This window comes from Streptomyces sp. NPDC102406, assembly GCF_044765725.1.
Classification (GTDB): domain Bacteria; phylum Actinomycetota; class Actinomycetes; order Streptomycetales; family Streptomycetaceae; genus Streptomyces.
Map to the genome: position 1 here is coordinate 553,910 of NZ_JBIWKP010000005.1, position 15,415 is coordinate 569,324.

The 15,415-nt window shown below is 68.5% G+C and carries 16 protein-coding genes; 15 read left to right on the top strand and 1 reads right to left on the bottom strand.

All coding sequences use genetic code 11. The features are described 5' to 3' along the window. The first annotated feature begins 48 nt into the window (after positions 1-48). From ACIRF8_RS23700 to ACIRF8_RS23770, 15 genes are all read left to right on the top strand, one after another. The gene (locus ACIRF8_RS23700; RefSeq protein ID WP_404217435.1) at positions 49-696 is read left to right on the top strand and encodes an L-threonylcarbamoyladenylate synthase; all 648 of its coding nucleotides are present in this window, start codon (positions 49-51) and stop codon (positions 694-696) included. Further along, entirely contained in the window at positions 693-1,361 is a 669-nt protein-coding gene (locus ACIRF8_RS23705; protein ID WP_404217436.1) for a protein-tyrosine-phosphatase, read from the top strand. The genes ACIRF8_RS23700 and ACIRF8_RS23705 overlap by 4 nt, the downstream gene beginning before the upstream one ends. A gap of 88 nt (positions 1,362-1,449) precedes the next feature. Then, positions 1,450-2,694 (top strand): serine hydroxymethyltransferase, encoded by a 1,245-nt coding sequence (gene glyA, locus ACIRF8_RS23710; RefSeq protein WP_404217437.1) that lies wholly within the window; start codon positions 1,450-1,452, stop codon positions 2,692-2,694. A gap of 157 nt (positions 2,695-2,851) precedes the next feature. Then, positions 2,852-4,180, top strand: a complete 1,329-nt coding sequence (locus ACIRF8_RS23715; RefSeq protein WP_404217438.1) for an MraY family glycosyltransferase — start codon at positions 2,852-2,854, stop codon at positions 4,178-4,180. 142 nt (positions 4,181-4,322) lie between these two features. Next, positions 4,323-4,664 (top strand): hypothetical protein, encoded by a 342-nt coding sequence (locus ACIRF8_RS23720; protein WP_404217439.1) that lies wholly within the window; start codon positions 4,323-4,325, stop codon positions 4,662-4,664. A gap of 403 nt (positions 4,665-5,067) precedes the next feature. Then, on the top strand, positions 5,068-5,505 hold the full coding sequence (locus ACIRF8_RS23725) for a hypothetical protein (protein ID WP_404217440.1): 438 nt from the start codon (positions 5,068-5,070) through the stop codon (positions 5,503-5,505). 225 nt (positions 5,506-5,730) lie between these two features. Further along, positions 5,731-6,552, top strand: coding sequence for a F0F1 ATP synthase subunit A (atpB, locus tag ACIRF8_RS23730; protein WP_404217441.1), 822 nt, complete (start codon positions 5,731-5,733; stop codon positions 6,550-6,552). A 75-nt stretch (positions 6,553-6,627) separates the two neighbouring features. Continuing rightward, on the top strand, positions 6,628-6,858 hold the full coding sequence (atpE, locus tag ACIRF8_RS23735) for an ATP synthase F0 subunit C (protein WP_024884520.1): 231 nt from the start codon (positions 6,628-6,630) through the stop codon (positions 6,856-6,858). A gap of 42 nt (positions 6,859-6,900) precedes the next feature. After that, a complete protein-coding gene (locus ACIRF8_RS23740) occupies positions 6,901-7,455 on the top strand; it encodes a F0F1 ATP synthase subunit B (RefSeq protein ID WP_394430386.1) in 555 nt (184 codons plus the stop codon). A gap of 2 nt (positions 7,456-7,457) precedes the next feature. After that, positions 7,458-8,273, top strand: a complete 816-nt coding sequence (locus ACIRF8_RS23745) for a F0F1 ATP synthase subunit delta (protein WP_404217544.1) — start codon at positions 7,458-7,460, stop codon at positions 8,271-8,273. Positions 8,274-8,388: 115 nt separating this feature from the next. Continuing rightward, on the top strand, positions 8,389-9,978 hold the full coding sequence (gene atpA / locus ACIRF8_RS23750; protein ID WP_404217443.1) for a F0F1 ATP synthase subunit alpha: 1,590 nt from the start codon (positions 8,389-8,391) through the stop codon (positions 9,976-9,978). Between the two features lie 21 nt (positions 9,979-9,999). Then, on the top strand, positions 10,000-10,920 hold the full coding sequence (locus ACIRF8_RS23755; RefSeq protein ID WP_404217444.1) for a F0F1 ATP synthase subunit gamma: 921 nt from the start codon (positions 10,000-10,002) through the stop codon (positions 10,918-10,920). Beyond that, positions 10,920-12,356 (top strand): F0F1 ATP synthase subunit beta, encoded by a 1,437-nt coding sequence (atpD, locus tag ACIRF8_RS23760; protein ID WP_404217445.1) that lies wholly within the window; start codon positions 10,920-10,922, stop codon positions 12,354-12,356. Before ACIRF8_RS23755 ends, atpD begins: the two co-directional genes overlap by 1 nt. A 125-nt stretch (positions 12,357-12,481) precedes the next feature. Further along, entirely contained in the window at positions 12,482-12,856 is a 375-nt protein-coding gene (locus ACIRF8_RS23765; protein WP_018535372.1) for a F0F1 ATP synthase subunit epsilon, read from the top strand. A 149-nt stretch (positions 12,857-13,005) separates the two neighbouring features. Next, positions 13,006-13,461, top strand: a complete 456-nt coding sequence (locus ACIRF8_RS23770; protein ID WP_404217446.1) for a DUF2550 domain-containing protein — start codon at positions 13,006-13,008, stop codon at positions 13,459-13,461. A gap of 84 nt (positions 13,462-13,545) precedes the next feature. On the opposite strand, the gene ACIRF8_RS23775 is transcribed toward ACIRF8_RS23770, so the two are convergent. Then, entirely contained in the window at positions 13,546-15,408 is a 1,863-nt protein-coding gene (locus ACIRF8_RS23775; protein WP_404217447.1) for a glycosyl hydrolase family 18 protein, read from the bottom strand. Positions 15,409-15,415: the final 7 nt, after the last annotated feature.

Genomic DNA, 15,415 nt, shown 5'->3' on the forward strand with positions numbered 1-15,415 from the left:
CACGAACTTCACACCCTTGAGCAGTACGCAGAGCAGGAGGCCCGCTAAATGGCACGGCGTTACGACACCAACGACGCGACCGACCGCGCAACAGGTCTGCGTGAAGCCGCGTCCGCCGTCCGCCGCGGCGAACTCGTCGTGCTGCCCACCGACACCGTCTACGGGATCGGCGCCGACGCGTTCACCGCCGAGGCGGTCGGTGACCTCCTGGAGGCCAAGGGCCGCGGCCGCAACATGCCGAGCCCCGTCCTCATCGGCTCCCCGAACACGCTGCACGGCCTCGTCACGGACTTCTCCGAGATGGCCTGGGAACTCGTCGACGCCTTCTGGCCCGGCGCCCTGACGATCGTCGCCAAGCACCAGCCGTCCCTCCAGTGGGACCTGGGCGAGACCCGCGGCACCGTCGCCGTCCGCATGCCGCTGCACCCGGTCGCCATCGAACTGCTCACCGAGGTCGGCCCGATGGCGGTCTCCTCCGCCAACCTCACGGGCCACCGCGCCCCCGAGGACTGCGACGCCGCCCAGGAGATGCTCGGCGACTCCGTCTCCGTCTACCTCGACGGCGGCCCCACCCCCGGCATCGTCCCCTCCTCGATCGTCGACGTCACCGGCAAGGTCCCGGTGCTGCTGCGCGCCGGAGCGCTCTCCGCCGAGGAACTGCGCAAGGTCGTACCCGACCTCGAGGTGGCGAATTGACTGCCCCTGAGACGGGGCGTGGCATAGGCACCGAGTACCGGGGGCCGCACGCCCCCGGCGATTCCTTCCGCATCCTCCACGTCAGCACCGGCAACGTGTGCCGCTCGCCGATCACCGAGCGGCTGACGCGGCACGCCCTCGCGGACCGGCTCGGCGACCCGCTGGCCGGCGGGCTCATCGTGGAGAGCGCGGGCACCTGGGGTCACGAGGGCGCCCCGATGGAGGCCAACGCGGAGCAGGTCCTGGCCGACTTCGGCGCGGACCCCTCCGGCTTCGTCGGCCGCGAGCTCCTGGACGACCACGTCATAAGGGCCGACCTCGTGCTGACCGCGACCCGCGACCACCGCGCCCAGGTCATCTCCATGGGCCACAGCGCGGGCCTGCGCACGTTCACGCTGAAGGAGTTCACGCGGCTCGTGCGGGCCATAGACCCGGCGACCCTCCCCGACCCCCGCGACACCTCCGCGGGCGGCGTGGTGGGCCGTGCACGGTCCCTGGTGCGGGCCGCGGCGGCGCTGCGCGGGTGGCTGCTCGCCCCCTCCGTCGAGGCGGACGAGGTGTACGACCCCTACGGGGCGCCGCTGCCGTTCTTCCGGTCGGTGGGCGGCGAGATCAACGAGGCGCTCGATCCGGTCGTCGCGGCGCTGACGGGCGTGCCCGGGTAAGCCCGGCGGCGTCACCCCCAGGCGGCCCGCGCGCCCCGGACCTACATTGGGAAGCACCATCTCCCGCACGCGAGGCCCGGAGCCGAAGATGCCGGTCACGACTGAACCCGCGCCCCTGACGGAGCTACGGCGCCAGGACCCCGAACTCGCCGAGATCATCCTCGGCGAGGCGGCGCGCCAGGCCGACTCCCTCCAGTTGATCGCGGCCGAGAACTTCATGTCCCCCGCGGTGCTCGAAGCCCTCGGCTCCCCCCTCGCCAACAAGTACGCGGAGGGCTACCCCGGCGCCCGCCACCACGGCGGCTGCGAACTCGTGGACATGGCCGAACGCATCGCTGTCGACCGCGCGAAGGCCCTCTTCGGCGCCGAGCACGTCAACGTACAGGCGCACTCCGGCTCCTCGGCCGTGCTCGCCGCGTACGCGGTGCTCCTGCGCCCCGGCGACACCGTGCTCGCCATGGGCCTGCCGTCCGGCGGCCACCTCACCCACGGCTCACCGGCCAACTTCTCCGGCCGCTGGTTCGACTTCGTCCCCTACGGCGTCGACCCCGAGAGCGGGCTCATCGACCACGACCAGGTCCGCGCCGCCGCCCGCGCCCACCGCCCCAAGGCCATCGTGTGCGGCTCGACCTCCTACCCCCGCCACATCGACTACGCCGCCTTCCGCGCCATCGCCGACGAGGTCGGTGCCCACCTCGTCGTGGACGCCGCGCACCCCATGGGGCTCGTCGCCGGGGGAGCGGCCCCGAACCCCGTCCCGTACGCCGACATCGTCTGCGCCACCACGCACAAGGTGCTGCGCGGCCCGCGCGGCGGCATGCTGCTGTGCCGCGCCGAGCTCGCGGACCGGGTGGACCGGGCCGTCTTCCCGTTCACCCAGAGCGGCGCGCAGATGCACACGATCGCCGCGAAGGCCGTCGCGTTCGGCGAGGCGGCCACTTCGGCCTTCACCCGGTACGCGCATCAGGTCGTCGCCAACGCCCGTGCCCTGGCAGGGGAGTTGACCGCGCAGGGCTTCGCCGTCACCACGGGCGGCACTGACACCCACCTCGTCACCGTCGACCCGGCGCCGCTCGGCGTCCCGGGCCCGGTGGCGCGCGGCAAGCTGGCCTCGGCCGGCATGGTCCTGGACACCTGCGCGCTGCCGCACGGCGACGGCCGGGGCCTGCGCCTGGGCACCGCCGCCGTCACCACGCAGGGCATGGGGCAGGCGGAGGCGGCCCGGATCGCGGTGCTCCTCGCGGGCGTCGTACGCGGCGATCTCGATACGGGCGCGGTCCGCGAGGAGGTCCGTGACATCGCGGCGAGATTCCCCCCGTACGCCCTCGGATAGCGGGCCGGCGAAGGGCCGGGACAGCCCTGGAACAGGGCCGCGACGGTACCGCACCGTCACTCGTGCAACCATCGTCGCTACCCGGAAGTCTCCATCGTCAAGCACGCGAAGCTAGGGTGTGGGGCTGAGATGGCCAGCGATACCTGTGGGGAAGCCCGTGCGTGAATACCTGCTGACGCTCTGCATCACGGCCGCGGTGACCTATCTGCTCACAGGCCCTGTGCGGAAGTTCGCGATCGTGGCCGGCGCGATGCCGGAGATCCGTGCGCGCGACGTGCACCGTGAACCCACGCCGCGGCTCGGCGGTATCGCCATGTTCTTCGGTCTGTGCGCGGGCCTGTTGGTCGCCGACCACCTCTCCAACCTGGACAAGGTGTTCGACTCGTCCAACGAACCGCGGGCGCTGCTCTCCGGGGCCGCGCTGATCTGGCTGATCGGGGTCCTCGACGACAAGTTCGAGATCGACGCGCTGATCAAGCTGGGCGGCCAGATGATCGCCGCGGGCGTCATGGTCATGCAGGGTCTGACGATCCTGTGGCTGCCGATCCCGGGTGTCGGCACGGTCGGCCTGACGCAGTGGCAGGGCACGCTCCTGACGGTGGCCCTCGTGGTCATCACCATCAACGCGGTCAACTTCGTCGACGGCCTGGACGGGCTCGCGGCGGGCATGGTGTGCATCGCCGCCGCCGCGTTCTTCCTCTACGCCTACCGGATCTGGTACGGCTACGGCATCGAGGCCGCCGCCCCCGCGACGCTCTTCGCGGCGATCCTGATGGGCATGTGCCTGGGCTTCCTGCCGCACAACATGCATCCGGCGCGGATCTTCATGGGTGACTCGGGGTCCATGCTGATCGGGCTGGTCCTCGCGGCCGGCGCCATCTCCATGACCGGCCAGATCGACCCGGACGCCCTCAAGCTGAACCTCGGCGGCTCCACGCGGGACACCACGCACGCGATGCTCCCCGTCTTCATCCCGCTGGTGATGCCGCTGACGATCATCGCGATCCCGTTCGCGGACCTCGTCCTCGCGATCGTGCGCCGCACCTGGAACGGGCAGTCGCCGTTCGCCGCCGACCGCGGCCACCTCCACCACCGGCTCCTGGAGATCGGCCACTCCCACAGCCGCGCGGTCCTGATCATGTACTTCTGGTCGGCGCTCATCGCCTTCGGCGCGGTCGCCTACTCGGTCCACTCCGCATCCGGAATGTGGGTCGTGCTCACCATCGTCGCCCTCAGCTTCGTCGGCCTGGTCCTGCTCCTGCTGCCCCGCTTCACCCCGCACGCGCCGCGCTGGGCCCAGCACTTGGTACCGCCGCGCTACCGCCGCAAGGCCGCCGCGGAGGAGACGGCGGAGGCTTCCGAGGCGGTCGAGGCGGAGGAGACCGAGGAGAGTGCGGCGCCGATTCCCGCGGGCGTCAACGGAGCGACAGCGATCGGCGGTCGATCTCGCTTCACGGATCGGCGTAAGGACAGCACGTTCAGCTGAACCGCAGCTTCCGTAGCTCCCCGCGTAAAAGTGGGTGCGCTGCGTGATCGCCCATGTTAGAAATGATCACGTCAAACGGGGAACAAGCCACCCCTGACCAGGGTGGCGTCCTCCTCACGCACTCATGAGCAGAGGATGAATCATGCGTAAGCTCGCTGTACTCGGCGTTGCTGTCGTGGCGTTCAGCGGTTCGCTGGGCGTCATGGGGACCACGGCCGTGGCGGCTCCTCAGTCACAGGGGGGCACCGCGGGGGTGATCGGCGCCAAGGGTGCCGCTCCCAGTTGCGTCAAGGTGAAGAAGACCCGCCAGAGCGAGGGGTACAAGACCTTCAAGGTCACGAACAACTGCTCCGGCACGAAGAAGCTGAAGGGCATCTTCAAGTACGGCTACGACTCGGCCTGTACGTCCGTGAAGAAGGACAAGACCGCGTTGCTCTCGTCCGTCCAGCCCTGGGCCGACTGGGACAAGGTCGTGACCTGCTGAACCGGCTCGGCGCGAGCGCCGACTGAAAGCAAGACCGACGCCCCCGGGATCCGAACGGATCCCGGGGGCGTCAACATGACGGCTGCCGGGCGGGCGCCCAAGTTGGCCGCTGTGGCCGAACGTCAGGTTCTCGGCGTTTGACAGCGACCAGCAAAACGGCTCATTACAGGATGAGTTGGCGTCTTGAATGCACAGACGCGCAGGTTCCCCCTCACGTGTGACAGTTGGCACACCTTCTAGGTAAAGACCGCATCAAATAGTTTGTGATACCGTTCACGAAACCCCGGGGATAGAGCCGAAAGACCGTAGTGCGACGGTCCCTTGGCCCGAAGTCCTGTCTCGGCCCCGGACTACGCTCGTCCATGACGACACCCTGCCCCCATCAATAAGCGGAGCTGCCGCCATGCCGTCCAACGACGCACGGACCCTTCTCAAAACCGCCGTCCCCACGGCTGCCGTCGGCGTGATCACCATCGTGGTCAGCGCCGCGGTCGCGGGCGGCAAGGGGGCCCTCGGCGCGCTCGTCGGAACGGTCGTCGCGCTCTTCTTCATGGGGATCGGACTCGTGGTCCTCGAGCGGACCGCCAAATCTCTTCCGCACCTGTTCCAGATGATGGGCCTGATGCTCTACGCGGCACAGTTGCTGCTCATGGTCATCTTCATGGCCCTCTTCAAGGACACGACGCTGTTCAACCCGAGGGCCTTCGCGATCGCCCTCGTCGTCTCGACCCTCGCGTGGATCGCGGCGCAGACGCGCGCCCACATGAAGGCCAAGATCCTCTACGTGGAACCCGACTCGCAGAAGGGCGACAAGCCCGAGAAGACGGGGCCGAAGTCGTGAAGCGTAGGGGCGGGATAAGTGGGGGTTCACGACCCTGCTATCGTCCGGTGCCAACTGCGGCATCGCGGGCGCGGGCATCTGAGCTGACGCCTGCAATAGCGCGAGGCTCGATGCCCGACCGCCGCCCCCACATCCGAACCACCAGTCCCGTGCCGAACCGCGGCTGCGCGCCGCGCCGACACAACGAGGTTGCCGTACCTATGCGCCACGCTGAAGGAGCCCGCGGTGAGTGCTGACCCGACGCAGGTGCTCGCCTTCGAGACCGACTGCCACATTTTTGATGGGTGTGGATTCCCGGCTCCCGGCCTGCACTCGTTCCTGTTCGAGCCCCTGTGGGGCGACGCGGACAGCAACATGTACTTCAACAAGCCGATGCTGCTGGCGCTGCTCGGCTCGATCATCATCATCGGCTTCTTCTGGGCCGCCTTCGGCAAGCCGAAGGTCGTCCCCGGCAAGCTGCAGATGGTCGCCGAGGCGGGTTACGACTTCATCCGGCGTGGTGTTGTCTACGAGACGATCGGCAAGAAGGAGGGCGAGAAGTACGTTCCGCTCATCGTCTCGCTGTTCTTCTTCGTGTGGATGATGAACCTCTGGTCGGTCATCCCGGTCGCCCAGTTCCCGGTGACGTCGATCATCGCCTACCCGGCCGTGCTCGCCGTGCTTGTCTACATCCTCTGGGTGTCGCTGACCTTCAAGCGGCACGGATTCGTCGGGTTCTTCAAGAACGTCACCGGCTACGACAAGTCGCTGGGCCCGGTCCTGCCGCTGGCCATGGTCATCGAGTTCTTCTCGAACCTGCTGGTCCGCCCCTTCACGCACGCCGTGCGACTCTTCGCGAACATGTTCGCCGGTCACACCCTGCTGCTGCTCTTCACGATCGCTAGCTGGTACCTGCTGAACGGCATCGGCATCGCCTACGCCGGCGTCAGCTTCATCATGACCCTGGTGATGACCGCGTTCGAGCTGTTCATCCAGGCACTTCAGGCTTACGTGTTCGTCCTCCTGACGTGCACCTACATCCAGGGCGCGCTCGCCGAGCACCACTGAGTGCCCCTCACCCACACCCCCTCAGACGTCCGGTGGCCAACCCCCACCGGTTCGCACAGAAAAGGAAGAACTGGCATGTCCCAGACCCTTGCCGCTGTTTCCGGTTCGCTCGGCTCCATCGGTTACGGCCTCGCTGCCATCGGCCCCGGCGTCGGCGTCGGCATCATCTTCGGTAACGGCACGCAGGCCCTGGCCCGTCAGCCCGAGGCGGCCGGCCTCATCCGCGCCAACCAGATCCTCGGCTTCGCCTTCTGTGAGGCGCTCGCCCTGATCGGTCTGGTCATGCCGTTCGTCTACGGCAAGTAATTCGCGGACTTACGAACCGCCGACCAGACGAAAGGCACTGAAATGAGCCAGCTGCTCACGATCGCGGCCGAGGAGATGGAGAATCCCCTCGTCCCTCCGATCCCTGAGCTTGTCATCGGCCTGATCGCCTTCGTCATCGTCTTCGGCTTCCTCGCCAAGAAGCTCCTCCCGAACATCAACAAGGTTCTGGAAGAGCGTCGCGAGGCCATCGAAGGCGGTATCGAGAAGGCCGAGGCCGCTCAGACCGAAGCCCAGAGCGTGCTCGAGCAGTACAAGGCTCAGCTCGCAGAGGCCCGGCACGAAGCCGCGCGGCTGCGCCAGGAGGCGCAGGAGCAGGGTGCCACGCTCATCGCCGAGATGCGCGCGGAAGGCCAGCGGCAGCGTGAGGAGATCATCGCCGCCGGTCACGCGCAGATCGAGGCCGACCGCAAGGCCGCCGCTCAGGCGCTGCGTCAGGACGTCGGCCAGTTGGCCACCGACCTGGCCGGCAAGCTCGTCGGTGAGTCCCTCGAGGACCACGCCCGGCAGTCGCGCACGATCGACCGCTTCCTCGACGGGCTCGACGACGCCGCGACGAAGGCAGAGGCCGCTCGATGACCGTGCACGGAGCGAGCCGCGAGGCCCTCGTCGCCGCGCGTGAGCGCCTGGACGTGCTGACCGACTCCACGTCGGTCGATGTCGAGGCCCTCGCCGGCGACCTGGCCGCGGTCACCGCGCTGCTCGACCGCGAGGTGTCGCTGCGTCGGGTCCTCACCGACCCCTCGCAGTCCGGCGACGCCAAGGCCGAGCTTGCGGGCCGGCTGCTCGGCGGCCAGGTCAGCGGCGAAGCCGTCGACCTGGTGGCCGGTCTGGTCCGCTCCCGGTGGTCGGCCTCGCGCGACCTGGTCGACTCCCTGGAGGAGCTGGCCGCCACCGCGGACCTGACCGCGGCGCAGAAGAACGGTCACCTCGACGACGTCGAGGACGAGCTGTTCCGGTTCGAGCGGATCGTCGGCTCCAACACCGAGCTGCGTGCCGCACTCACCGACAAGGGCGCCACGGCCCCGGCCCGCGGCACCCTGGTCAAGGAGCTTCTCGGCGGCCGGGCCCGGCCCACCACCGAGCGTCTCGTCGGCCGTCTTGTGACCGCGCCTCGGGGACGTAGCCTGGAAGCGGGACTCGAGTCCCTCTCCAAGCTCGCCGCCGAACGCCGGGAACGCATGGTGGCCGTCGTCACCACGGCGGTCCCGCTGAGCGACCAGCAGAAGCAGCGCCTGGGTCAGTCCCTGGCGAAGCTCTACGGCCGCCAGATGCACCTGAACCTGGACGTGGACCCCTCGGTCCTCGGCGGGGTCAAGGTGCAGGTGGGTGATGAGGTCATCAACGGCTCCATCGCGGACCGTATCGAGGACGCCAGCCGCCGCATGGCCGGCTGACGGTCTCACCACGTACTACCTACGGCCCTAGTTGGGCCGTGCAGAGGATTCCTGGGGGCTGACCCCAGACCCCCCAAGAACACTTCGGGCCCAACAAGGAGAGCAGGGAACCCAGATGGCGGAGCTCACGATCCGGCCGGAGGAGATCCGGGACGCGCTGGAGAACTTTGTCCAGGCGTACAAGCCGGACGCGGCCTCGCGCGAGGAGGTCGGTACGGTCACCGTGGCCGGCGACGGCATTGCCAAGGTGGAGGGTCTTCCCTCGGCCATGGCCAACGAGCTGCTGAAGTTCGAGGACGGCACCCTGGGTCTCGCCCTCAACCTCGAGGAGCGCGAGATCGGTGCGGTCGTCCTCGGCGAGTTCAGCGGTATCGAGGAGGGCCAGCCGGTGCAGCGCACCGGTGAGGTCCTGTCCGTCGGCGTCGGCGAGGGCTACCTCGGCCGCGTTGTCGACCCGCTCGGCAACCCGATCGACGGCCTCGGCGAGATCGAGACCAGCGGCCGACGCGCCCTTGAGCTGCAGGCCCCGGGCGTCATGGCCCGTAAGTCGGTGCACGAGCCGATGGAGACCGGCTACAAGGCCGTCGACGCGATGACCCCGATCGGCCGTGGCCAGCGTCAGCTGATCATCGGTGACCGCCAGACCGGCAAGACCGCCCTGGCCGTCGACACGATCATCAACCAGCGTGACAACTGGCGCACCGGCGACCCGTCGAAGCAGGTCCGCTGCGTCTACGTCGCCATCGGTCAGAAGGGCTCCACCATCGCCTCCGTGCGTGGTGCCCTGGAAGAGGCCGGCGCGCTGGAGTACACGACCATCGTCGCCGCCCCGGCGTCCGACCCGGCCGGCTTCAAGTACCTGGCGCCGTACACCGGTTCGGCCATCGGTCAGCAGTGGATGTACGAGGGCAAGCACGTCCTCATCATCTTCGACGACCTCTCGAAGCAGGCCGACGCCTACCGCGCCGTGTCCCTGCTGCTCCGCCGTCCGCCGGGGCGCGAGGCCTACCCGGGTGACGTCTTCTACCTGCACTCCCGTCTCCTCGAGCGCTGCGCGAAGCTCTCGGACGAGCTGGGCGCCGGTTCGATGACGGGTCTGCCGATCGTCGAGACGAAGGCCAACGACGTCTCCGCGTTCATCCCGACCAACGTCATCTCCATCACCGACGGCCAGTGCTTCCTGGAGTCGGACCTCTTCAACGCCGGTCAGCGCCCCGCGCTGAACGTCGGTATCTCCGTCTCCCGAGTCGGTGGTTCCGCGCAGCACAAGGCGATGAAGCAGGTGTCCGGCCGTCTGCGTCTGGACCTGGCCCAGTACCGCGAGCTGGAGGCATTCGCCGCCTTCGGTTCCGACCTGGACGCCGCGTCGAAGGCGCAGCTCGAGCGCGGTCAGCGCCTGGTCGAGCTGCTGAAGCAGGCTCAGTACCAGCCGATGCCGACCGAGGACCAGGTCGTCTCCGTGTGGGCCGGTACCACCGGCAAGATGGACGACGTGCCGGTCGCCGACATCCGCCGCTTCGAGAAGGAGCTCCTGGAGTACCTGCACCGCAAGGAGCAGGGCCTCATGACCTCCATCAAGGAGGGCGGCAAGATGTCGGACGACACCCTCACGGCCGTCGCCGACGCCATCACGGAGTTCAAGAAGCAGTTCGAGACCTCGGACGGGAAGCTTCTCGGCGAGGACGCTCCGGCCGCCGCCAAGTGACGTAAGGAAGGGACCTGACTCATGGGAGCCCAGCTCCGGGTCTACAAGCGTCGCATCCGATCCGTCACCGCGACCAAGAAGATCACCAAGGCGATGGAGATGATCGCCGCCTCGCGCGTCGTCAAGGCGCAGCGCAAGGTGGCGGCCTCCACGCCGTACGCGACCGAGCTCACGCGCGCGGTCACGGCGGTGGGGACCGGGTCGACCACCAAGCACCCGCTGACGACCGAGGCAGAGACGGCGACCCGGGTCGCGGTACTGCTCCTCACGAGCGACCGCGGTCTGGCCGGCGCCTTCAACTCCAACGCGATCAAGGCCGCCGAGCAGTTGACGGCGCGCCTGGAGACCGAGGGCAAGGAGGTCGACACGTACATCGTCGGCCGCCGTGGTCTGGCCCACTACAACTTCCGCGAGCGCAAGGTCGTGGAGTCGTGGTCGGGCTTCACCGACGAGCCCACGTACGCGGACGCCAAGAAGGTCGCGGGTCCGCTGATCGAGGCCATCGAGAAGGAGACGGCGGAGGGCGGCGTGGACGAACTCCACATCGTCTACACCGAGTTCGTCTCGATGATGACGCAGTCGGCGGTCGACAGCCGGCTGCTGCCGCTCAGCCTCGATGAGGTGGCGCAGGAGTCGTCGTCCAAGGGCGACGAGATCCTTCCGCTGTACGACTTCGAGCCGTCGGCGGAGGACGTCCTCGACGCCCTGCTGCCCCGTTACGTCGAGAGCCGTATCTACAACGCGCTGCTCCAGTCGGCTGCCTCCAAGCACGCCGCCACGCGCCGCGCGATGAAGTCGGCGACCGACAACGCGGGAGAGCTGATCAACACGCTCTCCCGACTTGCCAACGCGGCCCGCCAGGCCGAAATCACCCAGGAAATCAGCGAGATCGTCGGTGGCGCCAGCGCCCTGGCCGACGCGAACGCGGGGAGTGACAAGTAATGACGACCACTGTTGAGACCGCGACGGCCACGGGCCGCGTCGCCCGGGTCATCGGCCCGGTCGTCGACGTGGAGTTCCCCGTCGACGCGATGCCGGACATCTACAACGCCCTGCACGTCGAGGTGAACGACCCGGCCGAGGACGGCAAGAAGAAGGTCCTGACGCTCGAGGTCGCCCAGCACCTCGGTGACGGCCTGGTCCGCGCCATCTCCATGCAGCCCACCGACGGTCTGGTCCGCCAGGCTTCGGTGACCGACACCGGTGCCTCCATCACCGTCCCCGTCGGTGACTTCACCAAGGGCAAGGTGTTCAACACCCTCGGCGAGGTCCTGAACGTCGACGAGCAGTACACGGGCGAGCGCTGGGGCATCCACCGCAAGGCTCCGAACTTCGACGAGCTCGAGTCGAAGACCGAGATGTTCGAGACCGGTGTCAAGGTCATCGACCTCCTCACCCCGTACGTCAAGGGTGGAAAGATCGGTCTGTTCGGTGGTGCCGGTGTCGGCAAGACGGTGCTCATCCAGGAGATGATCTACCGCGTCGCCAACAACCACGACGGTGTCTCCGTGTTCGCCGGTGTCGGTGAGCGCACTCGTGAGGGCAACGACCTCATCGAGGAGATGGCCGAGTCCGGCGTCATCGACAAGACCGCGCTGGTCTTCGGTCAGATGGACGAGCCGCCGGGCACCCGTCTGCGCGTGGCCCTCGCGGGTCTGACCATGGCGGAGTACTTCCGCGATGTGCAGAAGCAGGACGTGCTGTTCTTCATCGACAACATCTTCCGCTTCACGCAGGCCGGTTCCGAGGTCTCGACCCTTCTGGGCCGGATGCCCTCGGCCGTGGGTTACCAGCCGAACCTGGCCGACGAGATGGGTCTCCTCCAGGAGCGCATCACGTCGACCCGTGGTCACTCGATCACGTCCATGCAGGCCATCTACGTGCCCGCGGACGACCTGACCGACCCGGCCCCGGCGACGACCTTCGCCCACCTCGACGCGACGACGGTGCTCTCCCGTCCGATCTCCGAGAAGGGCATCTACCCGGCCGTGGACCCGCTGGACTCCACGTCCCGCATCCTGGACCCCCGCTACATCGCGGCGGACCACTACAACACCGCCATGCGCGTCAAGACGGTGCTGCAGAAGTACAAGGACCTCCAGGACATCATCGCGATCCTCGGTATCGACGAGCTCGGCGAGGAGGACAAGCTCACCGTCCACCGCGCCCGTCGCGTGGAGCGCTTCCTGTCCCAGAACACCCACGTCGCCAAGCAGTTCACCGGCGTCGACGGGTCGGACGTGCCGCTGGACGAGTCGATCACGGCCTTCAACGCGATCATCGACGGTGACTACGACCACTTCCCGGAGCAGGCCTTCTTCCTCTGCGGTGGTATCGAGGACCTGAAGAAGAACGCCAAGGAGCTCGGCGTCTCCTGAAGTCCTGACAGCACGTCGTGACTTCCCGACGGGGGGCGGGTGCCCCGCCCCCCGTCGTACGCCCACTAGACTTTGACCAACACCCGGTGGCGAGTGTCGCCGGGTGGTGACCCGAGGAGCCCACCTTGGCTGCTGAGCTGCACGTCGAGCTCGTCGCCGCGGACCGCAGTGTCTGGTCCGGCGAGGCCACCCTGGTCGTCGCGCGTACCACGTCCGGCGACATCGGCGTCATGCCCGGTCACCAGCCGCTGCTCGGTGTGCTGGAGTCGGGCCCGGTGACGATCCGTACGAGCGACGGTGGAACGGTCGTGGCGGCTGTCCACGGCGGCTTCATCTCGTTCGCGGACAACAAGCTGTCGCTGCTGGCCGAGATCGCCGAACTGTCGGACGAGATCGATGTCCAGCGAGCGGAGCGGGCGCTGGAGCGCGCTCAGTCGGACGCCGACGCGTCCGCCGAGCGTCGTGCCGACGTCCGACTGCGCGCGGTGGCGGCCCGCTGACCCCAGCGAGCCCGTAGACCCGACTCAGCCGCGGCCCAGGCCGGAGATGCCCTCTCCGGACCGGGTCGCGGCTGAGGCGATCTACAACTGTTTTTGCTTTTCCGTTATCTGGCGTTTGGATCTGTCGAGAAGCGAGGAGGTCGGTGCAGATGGTCCTCGTTCTCGTGCTGTGCGTAGTCGCGGTCGTCGTACTCGTACTGCTGGGGCTCTTTGTCTTCGGGCTGCGGCGCCGGCTGATCCAGCGCTCGGGCGGGACGTTCGACTGCTCGCTGCGGTGGGACGCGCCGGGACCTGACGACCCGGACACCGCGGGCAAGGGCTGGGGTTACGGCATCGCCCGCTACAACGGTGACCGGATCGAGTGGTTCCGCGTCTTCTCTTACGCGCCGCGCCCCAAGCGCGTCCTTGAGCGGGCCGCCATCGAGGTCACCGGGCGGCGCGCTCCGGAGGGCGAGGAGGAGCTCGCCCTGCTGTCGGACGCGATCGTCCTCGCCTGTACGCACCGGGGGACCCGGCTCGAACTGGCGATGAGCGAGGACGCCCTGACCGGCTTCCTGGCGTGGCTGGAGGCGGCCCCGCCCGGCCAGCGGGTCAACGTGGCCTGACATCAGGTGGCGTGAACATGGAAGAAGCCGAGCTGGTGGGGGGCGTTCCCACCAGCCCGGCTTCGGTCTTTGAGGGGGCCGTGCCTACTTCAGGCCGGAGTCGATCGCGGTCACCAGTTCACCGTTGGACGTGTCGCCGGAGAACTCCCAGAAGAACGCGCCGCCCAGACCCTGCGTCTTGGCCCAGCTCATCTTCGAGGTGATCGTGGCCGGGGTGTCGTAGGACCACCAGTCCGAGCCGCAGTGCGCGTAGGCCGTACCGGCGATCGTGCCGTTCGAGGGGCACTTGGTCTTGAGGACCTTGTAGTCCTCGATGCCCTGCTCGTACGTGCCGGCCGCCGGACCCGTCGCCGTGCCGCCCGGCTCCTTCTGCGTGACGCCGGTCCAGCCGCGTCCGTAGAAGCCGATGCCGAGCAGCAGCTTGGCCGAGGGGACGCCCTGCGCCTTCAGTTTGGCGATGGCGTCGGCCGAGGTGAAGCCCTGCTGCGGGATGCCGGAGTACGAGGTGAGCGGGGAGTGCGGGGCGGTCGGGCCCTTGGCCTCCCAGGCGCCGAAGAAGTCGTAGGTCATGACGTTGTACCAGTCGAGGGACTGGGCCGCGCCCGCGTAGTCGGTCTTCTCGATCTTGCCGCCCGCCGAGCCGTCGGCGGTGATGGCGGCGGTGACCAGGTTCTTCGTGCCGAACTTGGCGCGCAGCGCCGAGGTGAGCCCCTTCAGCGCGGCGGGCCCGGAGGTGTCGCAGGTCAGGCCGCAGGCGTTCGGGTACTCCCAGTCGATGTCGATGCCGTCGAAGACATCGGCCCAGCGCGGGTCCTCGACCAGGTTGTAGCAGGACTCGGCGAACGCGGCCGGGTTCTTCGCGGCCTCCGTGAAGCCGCCGGACCAGGTCCAGCCGCCGAAGGACCACAGGATCTTCAGGTTCGGGTGCTTGGCCTTGAGCTGGCGGAGCTGGTTGAAGGCGCCGCGCAGCGGCTGGTCCCAGGTGTCGGCCTGGCCGGAGACGGAGTTCGCGGCCGTGTAGGCCATGTCCGTGTCGGCGTAGGCGTCGCCCATGGTGCACTTGCCGCCCTGGACGTTGCCGAAGGCGTAGTTGATGTGGGTGACCTTGGCGGCCGAGCCGGAGGTCTCCAGGTTCTTCGGGTAGTACTGGCGGCCGTAGACGCCCCAGTCGGTGAAGTACCCGAGCTTGACCTTGTCACCGGTGCCGGGGTTGCCGGGGTCGGTGCCGCCGCCGGTGGTGTGGACCTTCACGGCGCCGGAGACCGGGCCCGTCTGGTCGGCGGTGTCGCGGGCCTGGACCGTGTACGAGTAGTCGGTGCCCGCGGTGAGGCCGCTGTCCGTGTACGTGGTGCCGGTGACCGTGGCGACCTTGGCGCCGTCGCGCAGGACGTCGTAGTTCTTGACGCCCTTGTCGTCGGTGGCGGCCGACCAGGAGAGCTTGGCCGAGGTGTCGGTGATGGCGGAGGCGGTCGGGGTGCCGGGCGCCGAGGGGGCCGCGTCACCGGGTATGTCACCGCCGTCGCAGGACGCGCCGTTGATCTTGCAGCCGGTGGGGGCGCCGGTGCCGGAGCCGTTGAAGCCGAAGGAGATCGAGGCGCCGGGGGCGAGCGTCCCGTTCCAGGAGAGGTTCTTGCCGGTCCAGTGGTTCGCGGAGTTGGTGACGGTGGCGTCCCAGGCGGAGGTCACCTTCGTCCCCGTGGGGAAGTCCCACTCGACGGCCCACGAACTCACCGTCGTGCTGCCGGAGTTCTTGATCGTCCATTTGCCCTCGAAGCCGTTGCCCCAGTCCTGGGTCTTGGCGTACGTGGCCGTGACCGCGGTGGCCTCGGCGGCGGCGTGGGACGGGGTGGCGAGACCGACCAGGGCGGCGGCGGGCAGCAGCAGCGTGGTCAGCGCGGCGGTGGTTCTGTGCCGGAGTCGTGGACGGGGTACGTCACTTGAGCGCATCGAGTGC

Excerpts from the sequence above, each read along its gene's own strand:
- ACIRF8_RS23700 (WP_404217435.1), top strand. The coding sequence starts at position 49 with ATGGCACGGCGTTACGACACCAACGACGCGACCGACCGCGCAACAGGT.
- glyA (WP_404217437.1), top strand. The coding sequence starts at position 1,450 with ATGCCGGTCACGACTGAACCCGCGCCCCTGACGGAGCTACGGCGCCAG.
- ACIRF8_RS23720 (WP_404217439.1), top strand. The coding sequence starts at position 4,323 with ATGCGTAAGCTCGCTGTACTCGGCGTTGCTGTCGTGGCGTTCAGCGGT.
- ACIRF8_RS23725 (WP_404217440.1), top strand. The coding sequence starts at position 5,068 with ATGCCGTCCAACGACGCACGGACCCTTCTCAAAACCGCCGTCCCCACG.
- atpE (WP_024884520.1), top strand. The coding sequence starts at position 6,628 with ATGTCCCAGACCCTTGCCGCTGTTTCCGGTTCGCTCGGCTCCATCGGT.
- ACIRF8_RS23740 (WP_394430386.1), top strand. The coding sequence starts at position 6,901 with ATGAGCCAGCTGCTCACGATCGCGGCCGAGGAGATGGAGAATCCCCTC.
- atpA (WP_404217443.1), top strand. The coding sequence starts at position 8,389 with ATGGCGGAGCTCACGATCCGGCCGGAGGAGATCCGGGACGCGCTGGAG.
- ACIRF8_RS23755 (WP_404217444.1), top strand. The coding sequence starts at position 10,000 with ATGGGAGCCCAGCTCCGGGTCTACAAGCGTCGCATCCGATCCGTCACC.
- atpD (WP_404217445.1), top strand. The coding sequence starts at position 10,920 with ATGACGACCACTGTTGAGACCGCGACGGCCACGGGCCGCGTCGCCCGG.
- ACIRF8_RS23770 (WP_404217446.1), top strand. The coding sequence starts at position 13,006 with ATGGTCCTCGTTCTCGTGCTGTGCGTAGTCGCGGTCGTCGTACTCGTA.
- ACIRF8_RS23775 (WP_404217447.1), bottom strand. The coding sequence starts at position 15,408 with ATGCGCTCAAGTGACGTACCCCGTCCACGACTCCGGCACAGAACCACC.